This window comes from Salmonella sp. HY31 (assembly GCF_042604575.1).
In the GTDB taxonomy this organism is placed as follows: domain Bacteria; phylum Pseudomonadota; class Gammaproteobacteria; order Enterobacterales; family Enterobacteriaceae; genus Salmonella; species Salmonella diarizonae.
Genome location: NZ_CP170479.1, coordinates 2,095,098 through 2,118,187 on the forward strand (window position 1 = coordinate 2,095,098; position 23,090 = coordinate 2,118,187).

Consider the following 23,090-nt stretch of genomic DNA (forward strand, 5'->3'; position numbering starts at 1 on the left):
AGCCCAATGTCTTCAGGAAATGTCTTTTGGGGAAATCATAACCCTATTGTATTTAATAATGATTTTGGCGTCAGCAATACAGATACCGGGAGTCAGGATGACTTATCCCAGCAAAATCCTTTTGCCGAAGGGTATGGTGTTTTACTTATTCTCCTTATGGTTATTCAGGCTATCGCAAACGATAAGTTTATACAGATCCAGAAGAACGCTGAACGTGCCAGAAATACCCAGGAAAAGTCAAATGAAATGGATGCGGTTATTGCTGAAGCAGCCAAAGGAGATGCCAAAACCACAGAGGAGGTGCCTGAGGATGTAATTAAATACATGCGTGACCATGGTATTCTCGTTAATGGTATGACCATTGATCAATATATAGCTAAATATGGTGTTAAGGGGAAACTGGATAAAGGCGGCCTGCAGGCAGTCAAAGCGGCTCTGGATAATGACGCCAACCGGAATACCGATCTTATGAGTCAGGGACAGTTAACAATTCAAAAAATGTCTCAGCAGCTTAATGCTGTCCTTACCCAACTGACGGGGCTTATCAGTAAGTGGGGGGAGATTTCCAGTATGATAGCGCAGAAAACGTATTCATGAAAAAAGAGCCGACCTTACAGCAAGCCTATGACACGATACGATTTTTCCGGCGTGGCGGCTCGCTGCGTATGTTGTTAGATGAGGATGTGACACAGCCGCTTAATACTCTGTATCGCTATGCCATGCAGCTTATGGATGTAAACGAGTTCGCCGGCGCAGCGCGACTTTTTCAATTGCTGACGATATATGATGCCTGGTCATTTGACTACTGGTTTCGGTTAGGGGAATGCTGCCAGGCTCAAAAACTCTGGGGAGAAGCGATATACGCCTATGGACGCGCGGCACAGATTAAGCTGGATGCGCCGCAGGCGCCCTGGGCCGCAGCGGAATGCTATCTCGCGTGTGATAACGTTCGTTATGCAAGGAAAGCGTTAAGGGCCGTGGTGCGTATTTGCGGCGAGGCCAGTGAACATCAAATCCTCCGACTGCGTGCAGAAAAGATGTTACAGCAACTTTCTGACAGGAGCTAAGAATGAATCGAATCCACAGTAATGGCGATAGCGCCGCGGGAGTAAACGCCTTATTACATCATCATTTAAGCAATGTCAGTTGTGTTTCCTCGGGATCGCTGGGAAAACGCCAGCCGCGTGTAGATTTTACTTGTGACAATGCCAGAGTAGCGTGTGAGGCAGCAGGGAAAATTAGCCTTCCAGAGGCAAACAACGCGTTGAAGCAACTGCTTAATGCCGTCCCCGGAGATCATAATAGCCCATCATCATTGCCTGACTTTATGCAGATGAATCCCACGGTTTTATCAATGATGATGACGACATTAATAATTAGCGTCTTCGGTAGTAGCGCTCAATCGTTATGCCAACAGCTTGATCGAGCAACTGAGGTGCAAAATACAGTACGTGATAAGCAGGTGAAGGAGTATCAGGAGCAGATCCAGAAAGCGATAGAGCAGGAGGATAAAGCACGTAAAGCGGGCATTTTTGGCGCTATTTTTGACTGGATTACCGGCATATTTGAAACCGTGCTTGGCGCCTTAAAAGTGGTGGAAGGTTTTCTGTCCGGTAATCCTGCAGAAATGGCTAGCGGTGTAGCCTATATGGCCGCAGGTTGTGCAGGAATGATTAAAGCCGGAGCCGAAACAGCAATGATGTTCGGTGCTGACCACGATACCTGTCAGGCGATTATTGACGTTACAAGTAAAATTCAGTTTGGCTGTGAAACTGTCGCGCTGGCACTGGATGTTTTCCAGATTGGCCGTGCTTTTATGGCGACGAGAGGCTTGGCTGGCGCCGCTGCAAAAGTGCTTGACTCCGGTTTCGGCGAAGAAATCGCTGAGCGTATGGTAGGTGCAGGCGAAGCAGAAATGGAGGCGTTGGCTGAAGAGTTTGGCGACGCGGTGAGCGAAAAATTTTCCCAACAATTTGAGCCGCTGGAACGTGAAATGGTGATGACGGATGAGATGGCACAGGAGTCTGCCGAGTTTTCTCATGACGTAGAACAAAATATGACGCGAAGCGCAGGAAAAAGCTTTACCAAAGCAGGGGTGAAAGCCATGGCGAAAGAAGCGGCAAAAGAAGCCATGGAAAAATGTGCGCAAGAAGGGGAAAACTTTCTGTCAAAAAGTTTTCGTAATAAGGTCCTCTTCAATATGTTTAAAAAAATTATGAATGCATTACTGAGGGATTGTTCATTTAAAGGCTTACAGGCTATCAGATGTGTAACCGAGGGAGGTAATCAGATAAATACAGGCGTGATTAAAGTAGAAAAAGCGAAGCTCGAAAAAAAAATAGAGCAATTAATGGCTCAGCAATGGTTTCTGGATTTCATAATAGAACAAACGGAAGGCCAAAAAAAGATGGAACAAAAACGCTTACAGGCGCTTTATAAAGGTAGCGGCATAGCGCTTAAAGATGCATTAGATACCATTGATAATTATGGTAGCGTTCAGTCGAAAATGGCTGGCTGGCGCGCTTAATCCGAGGATAAAAATATGGAAGCGAGTAACGTAGCACCAGCATCACCAATGTTGTCTTCCTTGTTAGCGCCTTCTTCGGCTCAATCTCAATCCGGGGAGAGAGTGGATACTGAATCATTGCTTCTGTTATTTGATGTAATTTGGACGAAGCTAATAGAGCTTGCCAAAAAGCTGCGCGATATTATGCGTACCTATAACGAGACAAGGCAGAGGTTGACTTGGGAACTGCAGGTCAATGTCTTACAGACGCAAATGAAAACGATTGATCAAACGTTTACAGCATCAATGATTACTGCGGGTAGCGCAATGTTGTCAGGAGTGCTGACGATAGGACTCGGGGCTGCAGGCGGGGAAACCGGCCTTATATTAGGTCAAGCCATGGGACACACTGCTGGGGGCGTCATGGGCCTGGGGGCTGGTGTAGCGCAACGTCAAAGCGATCAAGATAAAGCGATTGCCGACCTGCAACAAAATGGGGCCAACTCTTATAACAAAAGCTTGATGGATATTATGGATAAAGCGGTTGAAATCATGCAGCAAATCATGGGTAGGGGGACGTCAATGGTCGATATTCTTGCTCAAATGCTCCGGGCATTAACGAGGTAAAAATAGTGCAAGAAATAGAGCAATGGTTGCGCCGGCATCAGGTGTTAACTGAGCCTGCATATTTAGGGGAAACCTCTATATTGCTTGGGCAGCAGTTTATATTATCGCCTTACCTGGTGGTATATCGTATTGAGGCAGAGGAAATGATTATTTGTGAGTTAAGGCGCCTGACGTCCGGGCAGCCCCGACCACAGCAATTGTTTCACTTACTGGGGCTTTTACGCGGGATATTTGTTCATCACCCGCAGTTAACATGTTTAAAGATGTTAATAATCACCGATGTTCTGGATGAAAAACAATCATTGTTACGCAGGAAATTATTGCGCATCCTGACAGTAATGGGAGCGACCTTTAGCCTGCTGGATGGCGATAGCTGGACAATTTTATCCGCCGAGCATCTTACCCAGCGGCGTTTTTAAATGACATCCCTGGCGTAAACCTCTATTAAGGGAAAAATAGCAATCAATAGGTATGATGATGAGTGAAAATCAGAAAAACAAAGTACCGGAAGAAATTCTGGAACAGCTCTTATCTGTTGATCCAGAAACCGTCTATGCCAGAGGTTATGCCTCATGGCAGGAGGGGGATTATTCGCGCGCCGTAATCGATTTTAGCTGGCTGGTGATGGCCCAGCCATGGAGTTGGCGTGCCCATATTGCATTAGCTGGCGCCTGGATGATGCTTAAAGAATACTCAACGGCCATCAATTTCTATGGCCATGCATTGATGCTGGATGTCAGTCATCCAGAACCGGTTTACCAAACAGGCGTCTGTCTCAAAATGATGGGGGAATCAGGGCTGGCGAGGGAGGCTTTCCAAACTGCAATCAAGATGAGTTATGCGGATGCCTCATGGAGTGAGATTCGCCAGAATGCTCAAACAATGTTTGACACTCTTATTGCTTAAATAACAGGGCGAAATATGGAGGTTCATATTCCACCAGCGGCAAGCAATATAGCCGGGAATAATAGTATTCCTTCCGATATGCAAGCGGAGGGGACATCGTTTACTCCCCCTGAAATTCCAGTCCCTGATGCCCCCATAACATCTGTGTTGCTTACGCCTGAACAGGTAAAGCAACAGAGGGATTATGCTATGCATTTTATTCAATACACTATTCGTGCGCTGGGTGCGACAGTCGTGTTCGGATTATCGGTCGCTGCAGCGGTAATTTCTGGCGGGGCAGGGTTACCCATTGTTATTCTTGCGGGTGCTGCGCTAGTGATTGCCACCGGGGATGCTTGCTGTGCGTATCATAATTATCAATTGATATGTCAGCAAAAGGAGCCGTTACAAACTTCCAGTGATAGCGTTGCTCTTGTGGTCAGTAAGCTGGCGTTAAAATGTGGAGCAAACCTTACCTGCGCTAACACTCTTGCCAACTGTCTTTCTTTATTAATACGTTCAGGAATCGCTATTTCTTCCCTGGTTATACCCTTACTATTTCCACTGCCTGCCGCTGAAAATATCGCGGCCTCTTTGGAGATGGGGACTGTCATTACCTCCGCTAGTCTGACAGCGATAGGTGCGGTACTGGATTATTACCTTGCCCGAACCCCAAGTGCCGATCAGGAAAATACTTTTGATGAGTTTCCTGCCGATCCCAGTGTGTTATTGGCGGAAAAAATTATAGAGTCCTGTAAATCAGTTACTCTACCTGCATCAATGGAAAGTATGGGTAATCAATATTGTGGAGTCGGAGAACCATGAAACCTGTTAGCCCAAATGCTCAGGTGGGAGGGCAACTTCCTGTTTACGCGCCTACGGATTCATCTCCATGTCCCTCATTGCCGCATCCGGAAACCACCAGGGATGTAGAAATCGGTAGAATAGATCCTCAACAAGGAAAAGAACGATTATTGACCGGGCTTGCTAAACGAATGATAGCGGTTTTTCCAAAAGAAATTTTTAGTTGGCAAATGGTCATTTTGGGCGGACAGGTTTTATGTTGTTCCGCCGGAATAGCGTTAACAGTGCTAAGCGGTGGAGGCGCACCACTCCTGGCCCTGGCGGGAGTTGGCCTTGCTATTGCCATTGCGGATGTCGCCTGTCTTATCTATCACCATAAACATCACTTGCCTGTGGCTCACGATAGTATAGGAAACGCCGTTTTTTATATTGCTAATTGCTTTGTCAATCAACGAAAAAGTATGGCCATTGCTAAAGCTGTCTCTCTGGGAGGTAGATTAGCCTTAACCGCGACGGTGATGACGCATTCATACTGGAGTAGCACTTTGGGACTACAGTCTCATTTATTAGAGCGTATTAATGATATTACCTACGGACTAATGAGTTTTACTCGCTTTGGTATGGATGGGATGGCAATGACCGGTATGCAGGTCAGTAGCCCATTATATCGTTTGCTGGCTCAGGTGATGCCAGAACAAAGTGCGCCGGAGTGACCATTTTCAGGTATATACCTGATGCTCATCTATTTCTAAATTTTGATATGTTGCCAGTATCCTTACGATGTATTTATTTTAAGGAAAAGTATTATGGATATTGCACAATTAGTGGATATGCTCTCCCACATGGCGCGCCAGGCGGGACAGGCCATTAATGACAAAATGAATGGCAATGATTTGCTCAACCCAGAATCAATGATTAAAGTGCAATTTGCCTTGCAGCAGTACTCTACATTTATTAATTACGAAAGTTCAATGATCAAAATGATCAAGGACATGCTTAGTGGAATTATTGCTAAAATCTGAAATTATTAGCGACGATGTTCGACGGTTGCTACTGGAAATTATGTTTGCTGGCGTTAACCATAGTCTTGTTTCCCAGGTACATGCGATGTTGCCAGCGCTATCTGTTATTGTTCCGGATAAAAAATTACAGTTGGTATGCCTGGCATTATTGCTGGCGGGATTAAATGAACCGCTAAAAGCCGGGGAAATTTTAGCGGGTATTGATTTACCAGAGGCTATGGCGTTACGTTTGTTATTTCCTGCGCCAAATGAGGAGTTTAAAAATTGAATATTTCTGATATCAGCAGAGGAATGCCTGTAAACACTCAATCTTCTGTAATGTCCTCTACGGAGGCAGGTCAGGAGCAAATTAATCTTTTTAAACAATTAATGACAGATGATGTGTCAGTCAATAACGCCAATGTCTTACTACCTCCTGTTATGCTGACCAGGCAAATGGATTATATGGAATTGACCGTGGGTGTAGATTTTCTTGCCAGGATATCAGGCTCAGCATCACAAGCGCTTAATAAGCTGGTAAGTATGACATGAAGGTTCATCGTATAGTATTTCTTATTGCTTTGGCGTTCCTTCTTACGGCATGTGATGTGGATCTTTATCGTTCATTACCGGAAGATGAGGCGAATCAGATGCTGGCATTACTAATGCAGCATCGCATCAATGCGGAAAAAAAGCAGGAGGAGGATGGCATTACCTTACATGTCGAGCAGTCGCAATTTATTAATGCGGTTGAGCTACTTAGACTTCATGGCTACCCGCATCACCAGTTTACGACGGCAGATAAGATGTTTCCAGCTAATCAGTTAGTGGTATCACCCCAGGAAGAACAGCAGAAGATTAATTTTTTAAAAGAGCAAAGAATTGAAGGAATGCTGAGTCAGATGGAGGGAGTGATTAATGCAGAAGTTACCATTGCACTACCGGATTATGATGAGGGAAGTCATTCTTCTCCGAGCTCTGTCGCCGTATTTATAAAATATTCACCTCAGGTCAATATGGAGGCCTTCCGGGTAAAAATCAAAGATTTAATCGAGATGTCAATCCCTGGGTTGCAATACAGTAAGATCAGTATCTTGATGCAACCTGCTGAATTCAGGATGGTACCTGACGTACCAGCGAGACAAGCGTTCTGGATTATGGACGTTATCAATGCCAATAAAGGAAAGGTGGTGAAGTGGTTGATCCAATACCCTTATCAGTTGATGTTATCGATGACAGGACTGCTATTGGGGGGCGGCATCCTGATCGGCTATTTTTTCCTGAGACGCCGTTTCTGAGCCGACCTGACCCGGAGGTTTTGCAACTTTATCGTTATTTCTGGCAGCCTGCTCGCTATGCTGTACCGGAATGGCTGTGTAAACTGGGCTTTCATCCTTCCAGTTGCTGGCGTTATGGCGATCGACCAGAGTTGGATCGCCTGCTTAATAGATCATTGTATAGACTAAGGAGAAGTTCTGTTATTCCAGCCCGGTTGAATGACAGGCAAAAACGTCAGGTTCGTCTTGCGCCGCGTATATCTGCATTTGCATTTGGACTGGGGTTATTCAAACTCAGGTGCAGTGACTATTTTATGCTGCCAGAGTATCGGCAATTGCTTCTACAGTGGTTTAGCGAGGATGAGATCTGGCAACTATATGGTTGGTTGGGGCAAAGAGATGGCAAATTACTTTCTCCGCAAGCGATGCAACAAACAGCGTTGCAAATCGGTACCGCCATTCTTAATCGGGAAGCGTATGACGATGTGGTTTTACATGCGTTATTAGTGTTATTACCCCCCCCACTGCGTATACTTTGGCCGAAGACTTCTCTTACCGAGATTATCTTTATGGAGCATTTACTATGAGTTTCACTTCACTCCCGTTAATGGAAATTAACCATAAACTGCCGGCTCAAAATATTATTGAATCACACTGGGTAACTTTACAATTAACTTTATTCGCGCAAGAGCAACAGGCCAATAAAGTTTCACAAGCTGTAGTGAATGCTGCTTACCGGAAGGCTGAAAAAATCATCCGGGACGCCTATCGTTACCAGCGTGAACAAAAAATGGAGCTACAGCAGGAAATATCGCGGTTGCGTAAAGATACGCTGGAAAAAATGGAGGTGGAGTGGTTAGAACAATATGTAAAACATCTACAAGAAGATGAAAGTCAATTTCTTTTATTGGTCGATCAAGCTGAGCATCATATTAAAAATAGTATAGAACAGATTCTGATGGCCTGGTTCGACCAACAGTCGGTAGACAGTGTTATGTGTCATCGTCTGGCACGCCAGGCCACGGCTATGGCGGAAGAGGGGGGGCTTTATTTGCGTATTCACCCTGAAAAAGAGGCATTGATGCGTGAAACTTTTGGAAAACGGTTTACGCTGATTATCGAGCCTGGTTTCTCTACCGATCAGGCTGAGCTTTCCTCAACTCGATATTCAGTTGAATTTTCACTCTCTCGCCATTTCAATGCGTTACTGAAATGGCTACGTAACGGTGAAGATAATAGAGGTAGTGATGAATATTAAAGTTAATGAAATAAAAATAACGCCTCCTACAGAGTTTACCCCTGGTCAGCTTATAGAGGAACAAGAGGTTACCTCGCCTTCAATGTTGGCTCTTCAGGAATTACAGGAAACGACGGGGACTGCGCTCTATGAGACGATGGAAGAAATAGGGATGGCGCTGAGTGGTAAACTCCGGGAAAAATATAAATTTATTGATGCTGAGAAACTGGAGCGCAGACAGCAGGCGTTGCTGCGTTTAATAAAACAAATACAGGAGGATAATGGCGTAACATTGCGTCCGCTTACCGAAGAAAATGGCGATCCTAATTTGCAGAATGCGCATCAAATTATCTCTCTTGCAATGGCGCTTACTGCTGGCGGGTTGTCAAAAAAGAAAAAACGAGATTTGCAATCGCAACTGGATACGCTCACAGCGGAGGAGGGATGGGAACTTGCCGTTTTTAGTTTAATGGAACTTGGCGAAGTGGATACTGCTACGCTGGCCTCTCTGAAACGTTTTATGCAACAGTCGATAGACAACGATGAAATGCCCTTATCGCAGTGGTTTAGACGCGTGGCTGACTGGCCGGATCGTTGTGAGCGGGTCCGTATTTTGCTAAGAGCAATAGCATTTGAACTTAGCATATGTATCGAATCCTCGCAGCAAAGTCGTTTGGCTGCAGCATTAGTACGTTTGCGTCGTTTGCTGTTATTCCTTGGCCTTGAAAAAGAGTGCCAACGTGAGGAATGGATTTGCCAGTTGCCGCCTAATACATTACTGCCGTTGCTACTTGATATCATTTGTGAGCGTTGGCTTTTCAGTGATTGGTTGCTTGACAGACTTACCGCTGTAGTTCCTTCATCGCGGATGTTTAATCGGTTACTCCAACAACTTGATGCGCAGTTTATGCTGATACCAGATAATTGTTTTAACGATGAAGATCAACGTGAACAAATCCTCGAAACTCTTCGTGAATTAAAGGTAAATCAGGTTTTATTCTGATACCAGGTTTTCAACATTTCGGTAAATTTGTTTTGTGGCTCATCATTGAGGCGACAGAATGGATTGGGATCTCATTACTGAACGTAATATTCAGCTTTTTATTCGATTATCAGGGTTAACTGAACGGCCTTTATCACCAAATATGTTCTGGCGGCAAGGACAATATGAAACCTATCTAAACTATCAGAATGGTCGTGTTCACTTATGTCAGATACTCCAGCAGACCTTCTTAGACGAAGACCTGCTGTTTAAAGCGTTGACTAACTGGAAACCTGCGGGGTTTATGGGCATTCCTCAACGATTATTTTTGTTGCGCGATGGGCTTGCGATTAGTTGTTCTCCTCCTCCCTCTAGCTCTGCCGAGCTCTGGTTACGATTACATCATCGACAAATAAAATTCCTGGAGTCGCAATGCGTTCACGTTTAGGTGAGGGAATCAGGGCGCAACAGTGGCTCAAAGTATGTGCGGGTCGGCAGGATATGGTTCTGGCGACGGTGTTATTAATCGCTATTGTGATGATGTTGTTACCTTTACCGACCTGGATGGTCGATATCCTGATTACTATCAACCTTATGTTTTCAGTGATCCTGCTATTAATCGCCATTTATATTAGCGACCCACTCGATTTATCTGTATTTCCGTCTTTATTACTTATTACCACGTTATATCGTTTGTCACTCACAATTAGCACGTCACGGTTGGTATTGTTGCAACACAACGCCGGTAATATCGTAGACGCTTTCGGTAGGTTTGTCGTAGGGGGAAATCTCACCGTTGGGTTGGTCGTATTTACTATCATTACTATCGTACAGTTTATTGTCATTACAAAAGGTATCGAGAGGGTAGCGGAGGTCAGCGCACGTTTCTCACTTGATGGTATGCCAGGCAAACAAATGAGTATTGATGGCGATCTGCGTGCCGGAGTCATTGATGCAGACCACGCCCGTAAATTAAGACAGCACGTCCAGCAGGAAAGCCGCTTTCTCGGCGCGATGGATGGTGCGATGAAATTTGTTAAAGGTGATACGATTGCCGGTATTATTGTCGTACTGGTGAATATTATCGGTGGTATCATAATCGCTATCGTACAATATGATATGTCGATGAGTGATGCTGTTCACACTTATAGCGTACTTTCAATCGGGGACGGTTTATGTGGGCAAATTCCATCCCTGCTTATTTCACTTAGCGCGGGGATTATTGTTACCCGTGTTCCTGGCGAGAAACGCCAAAATTTGGCGACAGAGTTGAGTTCTCAGATTGCCAGACAACCTCAGTCACTCATATTAACCGCTGTTGTTTTGATGCTCCTCGCTTTTATTCCAGGCTTCCCTTTTATCATTCTCGCTTTTTTTTCAGCTTTGTTGACGTTGCCAATTATCCTCATTCGCCGCAAAAAAACGGTGGTCTCCGTAAGTGGAGTAGAGGCGCCGGAAAAAGATAGTATGGCTCCCGGTGCATGTCCCCTAATCTTACGTCTTACACCGATGTTACATTCTGCTGACCTGATACGTGATATTGATGCCATGAGATGGTTATTATTTGAGGACACCGGGGTCCCTCTTCCTGAAGTTAATATTGAAGTTTTGCCTGAGCCCACCGAAAAATTGACGGTACTGCTATATCAGGAACCCGTATTTAGTTTATCTATTCCCGCCCAGGCGGATTATTTATTGATGGGCGCGGACGCTAGCGTGGTGGGTAACAGCCAGACGTTACCGAACGGAATGGGGCAGATCTGTTGGCTTTCAAAAGACATGGGCCATAAGGCGCAAGGTTTTGGGCTGGACGTTTTCGCGGGCAGCCAACGTATCACTGCCCTACTAAAATGTGCATTACTTCGTTATATGGGAGAGTTTATTGGTGTTCAGGAAACGCGTTATCTGATGAATGCAATGGAAAAAAACTACTCTGAACTGGTAAAAGAGCTTCAGCGTCAGTTACCCATCAACAAAATCGCTGAAACTTTGCAGCGGCTTGTATCAGAACGGGTTTCTATTAGAGATTTACGCCTTATTTTCGGCACGTTAATTGACTGGGCGCCACGTGAAAAAGATGTCCTGATGTTGACAGAATATGTCCGTATCGCGCTTCGTCGTCATATTCTACGTCGTCTTAATCCGGAAGGAAAACCGTTGCCGATTTTGCGGATCGGCGAGGGTATTGAGAATCTCGTGCGTGAATCCATTCGCCAGACGGCAATGGGGACCTATACTGCGCTGTCGTCTCGTCATAAGTCGCAGATTCTGCAACTGATCGAGCAAGCGCTCAAGCATTCAGCCCAATTGCTCATTGTCACCTCTGTCGACACCCGACGTTTCTTGCGAAAAATTACAGAAGCCACCTTGTTCGACGTACCGATTTTGTCTTGGCAGGAATTAGGAGAGGAGAGCTTTGTACAAGTGGTAGAAAGTATTGACCTTAGCGAAGAGGAGTTGGCGGACAATGAAGAATGAATTGATGCAACGACTGAGGCTGAAATATCCTCCCCCCGATGGTTATCGGCGATGGGGCCGAATTCAGGATATTAGCGCAACGTTGTTAAATGCGTGGTTGCCTGGGGTATTTATGGGAGAACTGTGCTGTATAAAGCCAGGCGGAGAACTTGCTGAAGTCGTGGGGATTAACGGCAGCAAAGCATTGCTATCTCCTTTTACGAGTACTACCGGACTGCACTGTGGGCAGCAAGTGATGGCCTTAAGGCGACGTCATCAGGTTCCTGTGGGAGAAGCGTTATTAGGGCGAGTCATTGATGGTCTTGGTCGTCCCCTTGATGGCCGCGAACTGCCAGAAGTTTGTTGGAAAGACTATGATGCAATGCCTCCTCCCGCGATGGTTCGACGGCCTATCACTCAACCATTAATGACGGGGATTCGCGCTATAGATAGCGTTGCGACCTGTGGCGAAGGGCAACGAGTGGGAATTTTTTCTGCTCCAGGCGTGGGTAAAAGTACGCTTCTGGCGATGTTGTGTAATGCCCCTGGTGCAGATATTAATGTTCTGGTTTTAATTGGTGAACGTGGACGAGAAGTCCGCGAATTCATTGATTTTACACTGGATGAAGAGACCCGAAAACGTTGTGTTATTGTTGTCGCAACCTCTGACAGACCAGCCTTAGAGCGGGTGAGAGCGCTGTTTGTGGCTACCACGATAGCGGAGTTTTTTCGCGATGATGGAAAGCGAGTCGTCTTGCTTGCCGACTCACTGACGCGTTATGCCAGGGGCGCAAGGGAAATCGCTCTGGCCGCCGGGGAGACCGCTGTTTCTGGAGCATATCCACCTGGCGTCTTTAGTACATTGCCACGACTTTTAGAACGTACAGGAATGGGAGAAAAAGGTAGTATTACCGCGTTTTATACGGTACTGGTTGAAGGCGATGATATGAATGAGCCGCTGGCGGATGAAGTCCGTTCACTGCTTGATGGACATATTGTGCTATCCCGGCGGCTTGCAGAAATGGGGCATTATCCTGCAATTGACGTGTTGGCAACGTTAAGTCGCGTTTTTCCAGTCGTTACCAGTCATGGGCATCGTCAATTGGCGATAACGCTGCGGCGACACCTGGCGCTCTACCAGGAAGTTGAGCTGTTAATACGCATTGGGGAATACCAGCGAGGGGTTGATATTGCGGCTGATAAAGCCATTGATACGTATCCGAATATTTGCACATTTTTGCGACAAAATAAGGATGAAGTATGCGGACCCGAGTTACTAATAGAAAAATTACAACAAATACTCACCGAGTGATCCTGGAAACCTTGCTGGGAATAATAGCGCGACGTGAAAAGCAATTACGCGGCAAACTTGCCGTACTTGATCTGCAACAACAGGCGCTTATTTCTGAACAACAGATTTGCCAGACGCGTACTTTAGCCGTGAATGCCAGGTTGAAAGAGTTAATGGACTGGCAAGGAACGTTATCTTGTCATTTACTGTTGGATAAGAAACAACAAATGGCCGGGCTATTCACTCAGGCACAGAGCTTTTTGACCCAGCGGCAGCAGTTAGAGAATCAATATCAACTGCTTGTCTCCCAGAGAAGCAAATTACAGGAGAATTTCAATGCGCTTATGAAAAAAAAAGAAAAAATCACTATGGTATTAAACGATGCGTATTACCAAAGTTGAAGGAAGTCTTGGGGTGCCACGTAAATCTTATCAGGATGATAACGAGGCGGAAGCGGGACGTACGGACTTTGAGCAACTCATTTACCAGGCGTTACCCGTTAGTGAGAATAACCTTACCTTGTTGAATAAGAATGTAGTTTTCACGCAACGCTTTCGCGTTATTGGCGGTTATCTTGACGGTGTAGAATGTGAAGTATGTGAATCAGGAGAGCAAATTCAACTTAAAATTAATGTTCCTCATCATGAGATTTATCGTTCGATGAAAATGCTAAAGCAGTGGCTGGAATCTCAGTTGCTGAATATGGGGTATGTAATCTGCCTGGAGATATTCTATGTTAAGAATAGCGAATGAAGAGCGTCCGTGGATGGATATACTCCCAACGGAAGGTGCTACCATTGGTGCGCTGACATTGAGTATGCAACAATATCCGGTACAGGAAGGGACGTTATTTACCATAAATTATAATAATGAGCTGGGTAGGGTATGGATTGCAGAACAATGCTGGCAGCGCTGGTGTGAAGAGTTAATTGGCACAGCTAATCGATCAGCTATCGATCCTGAATTGCTATATGGAATAGCTGAATGGGGGCTGGCGCCATTATTACAAGCCAGTGATGCGACCCTCTGCCAGAACGAGCCTCCGACATCTTGCAGTAATGTACCACATCAGCTAACGTTGCATATCAAATGGATAGTTGAGGAACATGAGTTTCATGGCATTATTTTTAAGTGGCCAACTGCGTTTTTGCGAAATATAGTCGGAGAATTTTCTGCTGACCGTCAACAGATTTATCCAGCTCCTCCCATAGTGGTTGCCGTATATTTGGGTTGGTGCCAGCTTACGTTAACTGAACTTGAGTCTATCGAAATCGGAATGGGCATTCGGATTCATTGCTTTGGTGATATCAGGCTCGGTTTTTTTGTTATTCAATTACCTGGGGGTATATATGCCAGGGTTTTGCTGACAGCGGATAATATGATGAAATTTGATGAATTAGTACAAGATATCGAAACGCTGCTTGCGCAAGGGAGTCCATTGTTAAAGAGTGATGGAGAGTCTTCTATCGAACTCGAGCAGATACCGCAAAGTGTGCTCTTTGAGATCGGTCGTGCGAGTGTAGAAATCGGACAATTACGAAAACTTAAAACGGGGGACGTTTTGCCTGTAGGGGGATGCTTTGCACCAGAAGTGACGATAAGGGTAAATGATCGTGTTATTGGACAAGGTGAGTTGATTGCCTGTGGGAATGAATTCATGGTGCGTATTACACGTTGGTATCTATCCCAAAATACAGTATAAACCTGATAAAAAAACAATATGCAAACGGTATAATTAATTTCCGGTCGTGTCATGAGATTAATATATGTCCTTACCCGATTCGCCTTTGCAACTGATTGGTATATTGTTTCTGCTTTCAATACTGCCTCTCGCTATCGTAATGGGAACCTCTTTTCTTAAACTGGCGGTGGTATTTTCTATTTTACGAAATGCTCTGGGTATTCAACAAGTCCCCCCCAATATTGCACTTTATGGCCTTGCGCTTGTACTTTCCTTATTCATTATGGGACCGACGCTATTAGCTGTAAAAGAGCGCTGGCATCCCGTTCAGGTCGCTGGCGCTCCATTCTGGATGTCTGAATGGGACAGCAAAGCATTAGCGCCTTATCGACAATTTTTGCAAAAAAACTCTGAAGAAAAGGAAGCAAATTATTTTCGGAATTTGATAAAATGAACCTGGCCTGAAGACATACAAAGAAAAATAAATCCTGATTCTTTGCTGATATTAATTCCGGCATTTACTGTGAGTCAATTAACGCAGGCATTTCGGATTGGATTACTTATTTATCTTCCTTTTCTGGCTATTGATCTACTTATTTCAAATATATTGCTGGCTATGGGAATGATGATGGTATCGCCTATGACCATTTCATTACCGTTTAAGCTGCTGATATTTTTACTGGCTGGTGGCTGGGATCTGACACTGGCGCAATTAGTACAGAGCTTTTCATGAACGATTCTGAGCTGACGCAATTTGTAATACAACTTTTATGGATCGTTCTTTTTACTTCTATGCCCGTGGTGTTAGTGGCATCGCTAGTTGGTGTCATCGTAAGCCTTGTTCAGGCCCTGACTCAAATACAGGACCAAACGCTACAATTCATGATTAAATTATTGGCAATTGCAATAACCTTAATGGTCAGCTATCCATGGCTTAGCGGCATTCTGCTAAATTATACTCGTCAAATAATGCTACGAATTGGAGAGCATGGTTGAATGACGCACCAGCTCAATGAATGGCTTATTGTATTGGCTGTGGCTTTTATTAGACCATTAGGCCTTTCTTTATTACTTCCACTACTAAAAACTGGTAGTTTGGGGACCGCGCTTTTACGTAATGGCGTTCTTATATCTCTTACCTTTCCCGTATTGCCGATTATTTATCAACAACATATTTTTATACATGTTGGTAAAGACTACAGTTGGTTGGGGTTAATTACAGGAGAGGTAATTATTGGCTTTTTGATTGGATTTTGTGCAGCGGTACCCTTTTGGGCAGTTGATATGGCTGGGTTTCTGCTTGATACTTTACGGGGGGCGACAATGGGTACAATATTCAACTCCACAATGGAAGCTGAAACCTCACTCTTTGGCTTGCTTTTCAGTCAGTTTCTGTGTGTGATTTTTTTTATAAGTGGTGGTATGGAATTTATATTAAACATTTTGTATGAATCCTACCAATATTTACCTCCGGGGCATGATTTATTATTCGGCCGCGAATTCCTTAAATATATACAGATAGAGTGGAGAACACTTTATCAACTATGTATCAGCTTCTCTCTTCCTGCCATAATATGTATGGTATTAGCTGACCTGGCGTTAGGTCTTTTAAACCGCTCAGCGCAACAATTGAATGTGTTTTTCTTCTCAATGCCGCTCAAAAGTATATTGGTTCTACTAATGCTCTTGATATCATTCCCTTATGCTCTTCATCACTATTTGATTGAGAGCGATAAATTTTATATTTATCTGAAAAATTGGTTTCCAGCAGTATGAGCGAAAAAACAGAGCAACCCACAGAAAAGAAATTACGTGACGGCCGTAAGGAAGGGCAGGTAGTCAAAAGCATTGAGCTAACGTCATTGTTCCAGCTTATTGCGCTTTTTTTATATTTTAATTTCTTTACTGAATATATTATCTTGAGGTTTATTGAATCAGTGACTTTTACATTACAATTAATAAATAAACCATTTGCTTATGCATTAACGCAATTGAGTTATTCTTTAGTGGATTCATTGACTTCTGCAATTCTGTTTCTGGGAGCAGGGATAATAATTGCCACTATTGGTAGCGTGTTTCTTCAGGTGGGGTTGGTGATTGCCAGTAAAGCCATTGGTTTTAAAAGCGATCATATAAATCCTGTAAGTAACTTTAAGCAGATATTCTCTTTACATAGCGTAGTGGAATTATGTAAATCCAGCTTGAAAGTTATCATATTATCTCTTATCGTTGTCTTTTTCTTTTATTATTATGCCAGTACTTTTCGGGCGCTACCGTACTGTGGGTTAGCCTGTACCCTGCCTGTGGTTTCGTGTTTAATAAAATGGTTATGGGTAGGGGTGATGGCTTTTTATATAGTCGTTGGCATACTGGACTATTCTTTCCAATATTATAAGATTAGAAAAGATCTAAAAATGAGTAAAGATGATGTAAAACAGGAGCATAAAGATCTGGAGGGCGACCCTCAAATGAAAACACGGCGTCGGGAAATGCAGAGTGAAATACAAAGTGGTAGTTTAGCTCAATCTGTTAAACAATCTGTTGCGGTAGTTCGTAATCCAACGCATATTGCAGTTTGTCTTGGCTATCATCCCACCGATATGCCAATACCACGCGTTCTGGAAAAAGGTAGTGATACTCAAGCTAACTATATTGTTAACATCGCAGAACGCAACTGCATTCCTGTTGTTGAAAATGTTGATCTGGCCCGCTCATTATTTTTTGAAGTGGAACGTGGAGATAAAATTCCTGAAACTTTATTTGAACCCGTTGCAGCTTTGTTACGTATGGTGATGAAGATAGATTATGCGCATTCTACTGAAACATAATAAATGCCTTCGGTATACCTCTTCAAACCACTGCGAATATTAAGATAGGCAATAGAGTGTAGAACAGATAATTGATTTGTTTGGCGATAAAGGTGAGATACTGAATATAATATTTTTTAACCTGGAATAAACACCAGATAGCGCCTTATAAAATCAAACAATCGCGAAAGATAATGTATTGGTGCGTCTGAATGGACTCGAACCATCGACCCCCACCATGTCAAGGTGGTGCTCTAACCAACTGAGCTACAGACGCATTAAAATGATGGTGCGTTCAATTGGACTCGAACCAACGACCCCCACCATGTCAAGGTGGTGCTCTAACCAACTGAGCTATGAACGCAACGTTGTAGGTGACAACGGGGACGAATATTAGCGTCACAACCGCAATGAGGCAAGAGGGAAATCGCAATTTTCTTCCTGAAATCACCTGATTGCGGTGGAAATATGCAACATGTCGAGAAAATAGCCGCCATGCGACGGCTATTGCCGTATTATCGCGCAGCGCGCTGCAAAATAATGGAGGACGGCTGACGTTGTAGATAGCGCATCCGTAGCATCATTAACACCGCCGCCGAGGTCAGGCCGATGATGAACCCCATCCAGAACCCTGCCGGTCCCATGCGATCAACCACCAGATCCGTTAACGCAAGGATATAACCGCTGGGTAAGCCTAACACCCAGTAGGCGGTAAAAGTGATAAAAAAGATGGAACGCGTATCTTTATAACCGCGCAGAATACCGCTGCCGATAACCTGAATAGAGTCGGAAATCTGGTAAACCGCAGCGAGCAGCATTAATTGCGCGGCAAGCGCCACGACCTCGGGGTTGTCATTGTAGAGCAAAGCAATATGCTTACGCAGAGTGACGGTAAAGATCGCAGTAACCACAGCCATACAAACGCCGACGCCTAAACCGGTGCGTGCTGCGGTTTGCGCACCCAATGTCGAGCCCTGGCCCAGACGATAGCCCACTCGAATCGTTACCGCCGCAGCCAGCGACATCGGCAGTACGAACATCAGCGAGCTAAAGTTAAGCGCAATCTGATGACCTGCGACATCCACAATACCTAACGGCGAAACCAGCAGCGCGACAACCGCAAACAACGTGACTTCAAAGAACAGCGCCAGCGCAATCGGCAGCCCCAGTTGAATCAGGCGTTTCATGACGACGCTATCGGGTTTGCCAAAGCCTTTTTCATTACGAATATCACGCATTGAACGCGCGTGTTTAATGTAAGAAAGCATGGCGATAAACATCACCCAATAGACTGCCGCAGTGGCAACGCCGCAGCCGATGCCGCCGAGTTCCGGCATACCAAAATGCCCATAGATGAATATATAGTTCACCGGAATATTGACCAGCAGGCCCAGAAATCCCATCACCATACCCGGTTTGGTTTTGGCCAGACCTTCGCATTGGTTTCGCGCTACCTGAAAGAAAAGGTATCCCGGCGCGCCCCACAGTAGCGCGCGAAGATAGCCCACGGCTTTATCGGCCAGCGCCGGATCAATATTATGCATGGAGCGGATAATGTATCCGGCGTTCCACAGGACGATCATCACCAGCACAGAGACAAAGCCCGCCAGCCAGAATCCTTGTCGAACCTGATGCGCGATACGCTCACGACGGCCGGAGCCATTGAGCTGTGCAATCACAGGCGTCAAGGCCAGCAGTAAGCCGTGTCCAAACAGAATGGCGGGAAGCCAGATAGAGGTGCCGATAGCGACGGCCGCCATGTCCGTAGCGCTATAGCCTCCTGCCATGACGGTATCGACGAATCCCATTGCGGTCTGAGCCACTTGCGCAAGGATCACCGGTATAGCTAACGCTAATAACTGACGCGCTTCACTGGTATACTTCTGCACGTATTCACCTTTTATTTTGTTGTTATATGAAAGACTAAAAAGCCGCCGTAGTGGCAGCCAAAAGAAATAGCAGGGGAAATTTCAGTCTATTGTAGCGGGGTATTACTATTTCTCCAGTGAAAAAACAGTTGTTGACGGGGCATTGCTGGCAAGCTGTTTTTCCACCTGCTATTGTGCTGAGCAGTTCTGCTTTTATTTATTTCAGGAGTTGAAGATATGTTTACGGGGATCGTACAAGGTACCGCGAAACTGGTATCGATTGATGAAAAACCCAACTTTCGCACCCATGTGGTGACGTTACCGGACTACATGCTGGAGGGGCTGGAGACGGGGGCATCCGTGGCGCATAATGGATGCTGTTTGACCGTGACTGAAATAAACGGCAATCAGATAAGTTTTGATCTGATGAAAGAAACTCTGCGCATCACCAATCTGGGCGCGTTGAAGGTGGGTGACGAGGTCAACATAGAGCGCGCCGCTAAATTCAGCGACGAAATCGGCGGACATCTGATGTCGGGGCATATTATTACGACGGCGGAGATCGCGAAAATCCTGACATCCGAAAATAACCATCAGGTATGGTTTAAGGTGCAGGATGCGTCACTGATGAAGTATATCCTGTACAAAGGTTTTATCGGCGTCGACGGTATTAGTTTGACCGTCGGCGAGGTAACGCCAACGCGCTTCTGCGTGCATCTGATTCCGGAGACGCTGGAGCGTACTACGCTTGGCAGAAAAAAACTGGGTGAACGTGTGAATATCGAGATCGATCCGCAAACGCAGGCGATTGTCGATACCGTAGAACGCGTACTGGCTGCACGAGAAAATGCGGTCAGAAATCAGGCCAACATTGGCTAACGGAAAATAAAAACCCCCGCATGAAATGCGGGGGGCGGTGATTAGCGAGGAACGCGCAGACCGTTTTCAACGCCGCGCGTAAATACGACCTGCCAAAGCTGGATATCACGTGCGCGAAACGCACCGGCGCAGGCGTTGAGATAATAACTGAACATACGTTTGAAGCGCTCGTTATAATTGCCCGCAATTTCCGGCCAGGCATTGATAAAGCGCTCATGCCACGCCATCAGAGTCGTGTCGTAGTCGGCGCCAAAGTTATGCCAGTCTTCCATTACAAAGTGTGATTCGCTGGCCTCGGCGATTTGACGAACAGACGGCAAGCAACCGTTGGGGAAAATATACTTATTGATCCACGGATCGACATTATGATCGGTTTTTTTAGAACCAATAGTATGGAGCAGGAAAAGACCATCCGGTTTTAAATTCCTGTCGACAACCTCAAAATAGGTGTTGTAGTTTTTCGGCCCGACATGTTCGAACATGCCGACGGAGACGATTCGGTCAAACTGATCGTTAAGGTCACGATAATCTTGCAGGAGAATGGAAACATCCAGACCCTCACAACGCGTCTGCGCCATTTTTTGCTGTTCAGCGGAGATTGTTACGCCCACCACGCTAACGCCATAATGGGTCGCCATATATTGCGACAGGCCGCCCCAGCCGCAGCCGATATCCAGCACACGCATCCCTGGCTGTAGCTGTAGCTTTTCGCAAATTAATTTCAGCTTGGCTTGCTGTGCAGCTTCAAGCGTATCGGCATCTTTCCAGTAGGCGCAAGAATATTGCATATAGGGATCGAGCATACGGGAAAAAAGGTCATTACCAAGATCGTAATGTTCCTTGCCGACAATCCAGGCGCGTTTTTTACTTTGTAGATTAATCAGACGCGCGCCGAGGATGCGGAGCGTATCTTTAACATGGTGGGGGAGTTGATTTTCAAGACCGGCACGTAAGACTTTGCTGAAGAAAATATCCAGACGCTCGCATTCCCACCAGCCATCCATGTAACTCTCACCTAATCCCAACGAGCCTTCCTGCAGGACGCGTTTAAAAAAATCGGGATTCTTAACACGAATATCAGACGGGGCGGAACCATTAATTGTAATATCCGCACGACTTAACAATTCGTTGGCGATTCGGTACCAGTTATCATCCGGTACGCTGACTTCTTCTATACACGATGAACTCATAGCTTCTCCATCACTGGACGGTGATCAGAACCTTAAAACAGCGTAGACGCTTTTTTGGCTTTGTGAGAAATCCCACGGACAATTCCGTGAGCCAGTTATCCGACGTAGAACAGAGGAAGGGAGGAACCCTTGCCGAAAAGGCCATCCGTGGTGAATCGGGAACGCTCCGGTTCCCGTTAATGCCTAATAATTATCGTAATATAAACAACCGGGAATCAGTATAGGCCGCAATTTTTGATGATTCAACCGAAAATTGTTAGCGTGCTAATTAACCGGGGTTAACAAACCTCTAGTGAGACTTCTCGTGGGCGACATCGGCATGCGCAAATCCGGCCTCATTGCACGCTGCATGAGACTGCATTTTGTAGCCTAACGCCGCCAGAACAACGGTAAAGAGCATTACGCTGGTGGTGGTCAGCAGCGGCGTGCTGATGAGCCATGAAACCACCAGGCTTGCCAGGAAACATAACCCCAGTTGCAGCGTATTTTGCAGCGCCGCAGCACGCCCCGTGGCTTGAGGGAAAGGGCGTAACGCTTGCGCGACGACGATAGGGTAGATTGCGCCATTAGCAATCGCCATTACGCAGAACGGAATCAGGATCTCCACCAGTGAGGCATTATTCAGGAAGCCCGTTCCCCAGGTGGCGATAACGCTCAGCGCATACAGCCCTAACAGCCACGGAAGCAATTGGTAACCCTGCCATTTTTGTAGCGCCGCGCGGCAGCCATATCCGCCAATCAGAAAAGCGATGGTTTGAGGAACATAGCTCAGGCCAATCACTGCCGGGCTGTAACCCATCGCGCTGAGAATGAACGGGGAACCCGTTAACCACGCAAAAAAGCTGGCGGAACAGGCGGCATAAATCAGTACATTACCGCGATAGGTTTTAGAGCGTAGCAACGTCGCAAAAGTGAGTTTATCCTGTCCCTCGGCATGTGCTTTTACCGATGGTTTTAAGCGCAGCGCTGGCAACATCAGCAACAACGTAATCGCAAACAGCGTGGCGAAAATCGCCTGCCATGAGAAATGCGTCAGTATCCAGCTTCCCAGTAAGGGCGCAAGCGCCGGGGATAATCCTACCAGTGGCATGATAGTGGCGAAGATACGATTAATTTTTTGCGAAGGATAATAATCGGTCACCAGCGCTTGCCAGATTACCGTTGCCGCACAAACGCCGACGGCCTGCACAAAGCGTAGCGTCAGCAGTGCTGCCGCGCTTTCTACCCACAGCATCCCCAGACTTCCGAGCGCAAAGATGGATAACCCCAGCAGTAAAATCGGTTTACGGCCATAACGATCCGATAGCGGTCCCCAGAGTAGTTGTGCGACGGCAAAGCCAGCTAAAAACAGGCTGAGGCTGGCGCTGACAGCGGCAGCAGGCGTTTGTAAATCCGCCTGTATGGCGGCAAACGCGGGCAGGTACATGTCCGTAGCCAGAAACCCCAGCACGCTAAGACCGGCTAACCAGACTAAAAAACCTTTTCCAGGTTGCATATTTGTTTCTCTTTCTTATCAGACAGACATTGTCGCAGAGTGTAGGGAGTGAAATTACGGTTGTGAAACGTTAATATTTGTCCAGTGAATTCAAAATTTTTGT

General features: G+C 45.7%; 28 protein-coding genes, 2 tRNA genes and 1 pseudogene. 26 read left to right on the plus strand and 5 right to left on the minus strand.

The annotated features are described in order from the left end of the window. Window positions 1–6 precede the first annotated feature (6 nt). The 25 genes and pseudogenes from sseB to ACE15A_RS09970 all read left to right on the plus strand — a co-directional run bounded on the left by sseB (window position 7) and on the right by ACE15A_RS09970 (window position 17,576). Window positions 7–597, plus strand: a complete 591-nt coding sequence (gene sseB, locus ACE15A_RS09850) for an SPI-2 type III secretion system translocon protein SseB (protein ID WP_053508088.1) — start codon at window positions 7–9, stop codon at window positions 595–597. Further along, window positions 594–1,067, plus strand: a complete 474-nt coding sequence (gene sscA / locus ACE15A_RS09855; protein ID WP_023248073.1) for a CesD/SycD/LcrH family type III secretion system chaperone SscA — start codon at window positions 594–596, stop codon at window positions 1,065–1,067. Before sseB ends, sscA begins: the two co-directional genes overlap by 4 nt. A gap of 2 nt (window positions 1,068–1,069) precedes the next feature. Further along, window positions 1,070–2,527 (plus strand): type III secretion system translocon protein, encoded by a 1,458-nt coding sequence (locus tag ACE15A_RS09860; RefSeq protein WP_053508087.1) that lies wholly within the window; start codon window positions 1,070–1,072, stop codon window positions 2,525–2,527. Window positions 2,528–2,542: 15 nt separating this feature from the next. Next, a complete protein-coding gene (sseD, locus tag ACE15A_RS09865; protein WP_129382410.1) occupies window positions 2,543–3,133 on the plus strand; it encodes an SPI-2 type III secretion system translocon protein SseD in 591 nt (196 codons plus the stop codon). Window positions 3,134–3,135: 2 nt separating this feature from the next. Further along, window positions 3,136–3,552 (plus strand): pathogenicity island 2 effector protein SseE, encoded by a 417-nt coding sequence (locus ACE15A_RS09870; RefSeq protein ID WP_024149672.1) that lies wholly within the window; start codon window positions 3,136–3,138, stop codon window positions 3,550–3,552. A gap of 52 nt (window positions 3,553–3,604) precedes the next feature. Beyond that, window positions 3,605–4,039 (plus strand): SycD/LcrH family type III secretion system chaperone, encoded by a 435-nt coding sequence (locus tag ACE15A_RS09875; RefSeq protein ID WP_023248077.1) that lies wholly within the window; start codon window positions 3,605–3,607, stop codon window positions 4,037–4,039. A gap of 15 nt (window positions 4,040–4,054) precedes the next feature. Next, window positions 4,055–4,843 (plus strand): type III secretion systems effector SseF, encoded by a 789-nt coding sequence (gene sseF / locus ACE15A_RS09880; protein ID WP_023248078.1) that lies wholly within the window; start codon window positions 4,055–4,057, stop codon window positions 4,841–4,843. Next, window positions 4,840–5,535 (plus strand): pathogenicity island 2 effector protein SseG, encoded by a 696-nt coding sequence (gene sseG / locus ACE15A_RS09885; protein WP_023248079.1) that lies wholly within the window; start codon window positions 4,840–4,842, stop codon window positions 5,533–5,535. Before sseF ends, sseG begins: the two co-directional genes overlap by 4 nt. 93 nt (window positions 5,536–5,628) lie before the next feature. Next, window positions 5,629–5,844: a type III secretion system needle filament protein SsaG gene (gene ssaG / locus ACE15A_RS09890; RefSeq protein WP_023248080.1), complete on the plus strand. Its 216-nt coding sequence runs from the start codon at window positions 5,629–5,631 to the stop codon at window positions 5,842–5,844. Then, window positions 5,822–6,112 carry an EscG/YscG/SsaH family type III secretion system needle protein co-chaperone gene (locus ACE15A_RS09895; RefSeq protein ID WP_024149673.1) on the plus strand — a complete coding sequence of 97 codons (291 nt, stop codon included), beginning with the start codon at window positions 5,822–5,824 and terminating at the stop codon, window positions 6,110–6,112. The genes ssaG and ACE15A_RS09895 overlap by 23 nt, the downstream gene beginning before the upstream one ends. After that, complete coding sequence (gene sctI, locus ACE15A_RS09900) at window positions 6,109–6,375, plus strand: type III secretion system inner rod subunit SctI (protein WP_023248082.1); 267 nt, start codon at window positions 6,109–6,111, stop codon at window positions 6,373–6,375. Before ACE15A_RS09895 ends, sctI begins: the two co-directional genes overlap by 4 nt. Further along, window positions 6,372–7,121, plus strand: coding sequence for an EscJ/YscJ/HrcJ family type III secretion inner membrane ring protein SsaJ (ssaJ, locus tag ACE15A_RS09905; protein ID WP_023248083.1), 750 nt, complete (start codon window positions 6,372–6,374; stop codon window positions 7,119–7,121). The genes sctI and ssaJ overlap by 4 nt, the downstream gene beginning before the upstream one ends. Further along, the gene (locus ACE15A_RS09910) at window positions 7,118–7,687 is read left to right on the plus strand and encodes a type III secretion system domain-containing protein (protein ID WP_071790779.1); all 570 of its coding nucleotides are present in this window, start codon (window positions 7,118–7,120) and stop codon (window positions 7,685–7,687) included. Before ssaJ ends, ACE15A_RS09910 begins: the two co-directional genes overlap by 4 nt. Next, window positions 7,684–8,358, plus strand: coding sequence for an SPI-2 type III secretion system apparatus protein SsaK (ssaK, locus tag ACE15A_RS09915; protein ID WP_023248085.1), 675 nt, complete (start codon window positions 7,684–7,686; stop codon window positions 8,356–8,358). The genes ACE15A_RS09910 and ssaK overlap by 4 nt, the downstream gene beginning before the upstream one ends. Further along, a complete protein-coding gene (locus tag ACE15A_RS09920; RefSeq protein ID WP_053508083.1) occupies window positions 8,348–9,340 on the plus strand; it encodes a SepL/TyeA/HrpJ family type III secretion system protein in 993 nt (330 codons plus the stop codon). The genes ssaK and ACE15A_RS09920 overlap by 11 nt, the downstream gene beginning before the upstream one ends. A 58-nt stretch (window positions 9,341–9,398) precedes the next feature. Next, window positions 9,399–9,767 (plus strand): type III secretion system apparatus protein, encoded by a 369-nt coding sequence (locus ACE15A_RS09925; RefSeq protein ID WP_023248087.1) that lies wholly within the window; start codon window positions 9,399–9,401, stop codon window positions 9,765–9,767. Further along, window positions 9,752–11,797 (plus strand): SPI-2 type III secretion system apparatus protein SsaV, encoded by a 2,046-nt coding sequence (ssaV, locus tag ACE15A_RS09930; RefSeq protein WP_064055789.1) that lies wholly within the window; start codon window positions 9,752–9,754, stop codon window positions 11,795–11,797. Before ACE15A_RS09925 ends, ssaV begins: the two co-directional genes overlap by 16 nt. Further along, window positions 11,787–13,088: a SctN family type III secretion system ATPase SsaN gene (gene ssaN / locus ACE15A_RS09935; RefSeq protein ID WP_129382411.1), complete on the plus strand. Its 1,302-nt coding sequence runs from the start codon at window positions 11,787–11,789 to the stop codon at window positions 13,086–13,088. Before ssaV ends, ssaN begins: the two co-directional genes overlap by 11 nt. Window positions 13,089–13,090: 2 nt before the next feature. Beyond that, window positions 13,091–13,468 carry an SPI-2 type III secretion system apparatus protein SsaO gene (gene ssaO, locus ACE15A_RS09940; RefSeq protein ID WP_024149674.1) on the plus strand — a complete coding sequence of 126 codons (378 nt, stop codon included), beginning with the start codon at window positions 13,091–13,093 and terminating at the stop codon, window positions 13,466–13,468. Further along, entirely contained in the window at window positions 13,449–13,820 is a 372-nt protein-coding gene (ssaP, locus tag ACE15A_RS09945) for an SPI-2 type III secretion system apparatus protein SsaP (RefSeq protein ID WP_023248091.1), read from the plus strand. The genes ssaO and ssaP overlap by 20 nt, the downstream gene beginning before the upstream one ends. Next, on the plus strand, window positions 13,801–14,769 hold the full coding sequence (locus ACE15A_RS09950) for a YscQ/HrcQ family type III secretion apparatus protein (RefSeq protein ID WP_053508078.1): 969 nt from the start codon (window positions 13,801–13,803) through the stop codon (window positions 14,767–14,769). The genes ssaP and ACE15A_RS09950 overlap by 20 nt, the downstream gene beginning before the upstream one ends. Window positions 14,770–14,833: 64 nt before the next feature. After that, window positions 14,834–15,481, plus strand: a pseudogene (gene ssaR / locus ACE15A_RS09955) (SPI-2 type III secretion system export apparatus protein SsaR). Beyond that, window positions 15,478–15,744: an SPI-2 type III secretion system apparatus protein SsaS gene (ssas, locus tag ACE15A_RS09960; RefSeq protein ID WP_023248094.1), complete on the plus strand. Its 267-nt coding sequence runs from the start codon at window positions 15,478–15,480 to the stop codon at window positions 15,742–15,744. Before ssaR ends, ssas begins: the two are co-directional and overlap by 4 nt. Next, window positions 15,745–16,524, plus strand: coding sequence for an EscT/YscT/HrcT family type III secretion system export apparatus protein (locus ACE15A_RS09965; protein ID WP_053508075.1), 780 nt, complete (start codon window positions 15,745–15,747; stop codon window positions 16,522–16,524). Next, window positions 16,521–17,576, plus strand: a complete 1,056-nt coding sequence (locus ACE15A_RS09970) for an EscU/YscU/HrcU family type III secretion system export apparatus switch protein (RefSeq protein ID WP_129382413.1) — start codon at window positions 16,521–16,523, stop codon at window positions 17,574–17,576. Before ACE15A_RS09965 ends, ACE15A_RS09970 begins: the two co-directional genes overlap by 4 nt. A gap of 179 nt (window positions 17,577–17,755) precedes the next feature. Here the strand turns inward: ACE15A_RS09970 and ACE15A_RS09975 are convergent. From ACE15A_RS09975 to mdtK, 3 genes are all read right to left on the minus strand, one after another. Continuing rightward, a tRNA-Val gene (locus ACE15A_RS09975) sits at window positions 17,756–17,832 on the minus strand. A 10-nt stretch (window positions 17,833–17,842) separates the two neighbouring features. Continuing rightward, window positions 17,843–17,919 (minus strand) — tRNA-Val (locus tag ACE15A_RS09980). A 151-nt stretch (window positions 17,920–18,070) separates the two neighbouring features. Beyond that, on the minus strand, window positions 18,071–19,444 hold the full coding sequence (gene mdtK, locus ACE15A_RS09985) for a multidrug efflux MATE transporter MdtK (protein WP_023248097.1): 1,374 nt from the start codon (window positions 19,442–19,444) through the stop codon (window positions 18,071–18,073). Between the two features lie 216 nt (window positions 19,445–19,660). On the opposite strand from mdtK, the gene ACE15A_RS09990 reads away from it, so the two are divergent. Further along, complete coding sequence (locus tag ACE15A_RS09990) at window positions 19,661–20,302, plus strand: riboflavin synthase (RefSeq protein WP_053508074.1); 642 nt, start codon at window positions 19,661–19,663, stop codon at window positions 20,300–20,302. Window positions 20,303–20,343: 41 nt separating this feature from the next. Here the strand turns inward: ACE15A_RS09990 and cfa are convergent, their stop codons facing one another. Both cfa and punC read right to left on the minus strand, forming a co-directional pair. Next, a complete protein-coding gene (gene cfa, locus ACE15A_RS09995) occupies window positions 20,344–21,492 on the minus strand; it encodes a cyclopropane fatty acyl phospholipid synthase (RefSeq protein WP_023248098.1) in 1,149 nt (382 codons plus the stop codon). Window positions 21,493–21,781: 289 nt separating this feature from the next. Then, the gene (gene punC, locus ACE15A_RS10000) at window positions 21,782–22,987 is read right to left on the minus strand and encodes a purine nucleoside transporter PunC (protein ID WP_023248099.1); all 1,206 of its coding nucleotides are present in this window, start codon (window positions 22,985–22,987) and stop codon (window positions 21,782–21,784) included. Window positions 22,988–23,090: the final 103 nt, after the last annotated feature.

Bases quoted from the DNA above. Each gene is read 5' to 3' on its own strand.
- sscA (WP_023248073.1), top strand. From the start codon at position 594: ATGAAAAAAGAGCCGACCTTACAGCAAGCCTATGACACGATACGATTT.
- cfa (WP_023248098.1), bottom strand. From the start codon at position 21,492: ATGAGTTCATCGTGTATAGAAGAAGTCAGCGTACCGGATGATAACTGG.
- ACE15A_RS09990 (WP_053508074.1), top strand. From the start codon at position 19,661: ATGTTTACGGGGATCGTACAAGGTACCGCGAAACTGGTATCGATTGAT.
- ssaV (WP_064055789.1), top strand. From the start codon at position 9,752: ATGCGTTCACGTTTAGGTGAGGGAATCAGGGCGCAACAGTGGCTCAAA.
- ACE15A_RS09875 (WP_023248077.1), top strand. From the start codon at position 3,605: ATGATGATGAGTGAAAATCAGAAAAACAAAGTACCGGAAGAAATTCTG.
- ssaG (WP_023248080.1), top strand. From the start codon at position 5,629: ATGGATATTGCACAATTAGTGGATATGCTCTCCCACATGGCGCGCCAG.
- sseB (WP_053508088.1), top strand. From the start codon at position 7: ATGTCTTCAGGAAATGTCTTTTGGGGAAATCATAACCCTATTGTATTT.
- sseD (WP_129382410.1), top strand. From the start codon at position 2,543: ATGGAAGCGAGTAACGTAGCACCAGCATCACCAATGTTGTCTTCCTTG.
- ssas (WP_023248094.1), top strand. From the start codon at position 15,478: ATGAACGATTCTGAGCTGACGCAATTTGTAATACAACTTTTATGGATC.
- ACE15A_RS09950 (WP_053508078.1), top strand. From the start codon at position 13,801: ATGTTAAGAATAGCGAATGAAGAGCGTCCGTGGATGGATATACTCCCA.
- ACE15A_RS09970 (WP_129382413.1), top strand. From the start codon at position 16,521: ATGAGCGAAAAAACAGAGCAACCCACAGAAAAGAAATTACGTGACGGC.
- sseF (WP_023248078.1), top strand. From the start codon at position 4,055: ATGGAGGTTCATATTCCACCAGCGGCAAGCAATATAGCCGGGAATAAT.
- ssaP (WP_023248091.1), top strand. From the start codon at position 13,449: ATGCGTATTACCAAAGTTGAAGGAAGTCTTGGGGTGCCACGTAAATCT.
- sseG (WP_023248079.1), top strand. From the start codon at position 4,840: ATGAAACCTGTTAGCCCAAATGCTCAGGTGGGAGGGCAACTTCCTGTT.
- punC (WP_023248099.1), bottom strand. From the start codon at position 22,987: ATGCAACCTGGAAAAGGTTTTTTAGTCTGGTTAGCCGGTCTTAGCGTG.
- ACE15A_RS09925 (WP_023248087.1), top strand. From the start codon at position 9,399: ATGGATTGGGATCTCATTACTGAACGTAATATTCAGCTTTTTATTCGA.
- ACE15A_RS09920 (WP_053508083.1), top strand. From the start codon at position 8,348: ATGAATATTAAAGTTAATGAAATAAAAATAACGCCTCCTACAGAGTTT.
- ssaJ (WP_023248083.1), top strand. From the start codon at position 6,372: ATGAAGGTTCATCGTATAGTATTTCTTATTGCTTTGGCGTTCCTTCTT.
- ACE15A_RS09860 (WP_053508087.1), top strand. From the start codon at position 1,070: ATGAATCGAATCCACAGTAATGGCGATAGCGCCGCGGGAGTAAACGCC.
- ssaN (WP_129382411.1), top strand. From the start codon at position 11,787: ATGAAGAATGAATTGATGCAACGACTGAGGCTGAAATATCCTCCCCCC.
- ACE15A_RS09965 (WP_053508075.1), top strand. From the start codon at position 15,745: ATGACGCACCAGCTCAATGAATGGCTTATTGTATTGGCTGTGGCTTTT.
- ssaK (WP_023248085.1), top strand. From the start codon at position 7,684: ATGAGTTTCACTTCACTCCCGTTAATGGAAATTAACCATAAACTGCCG.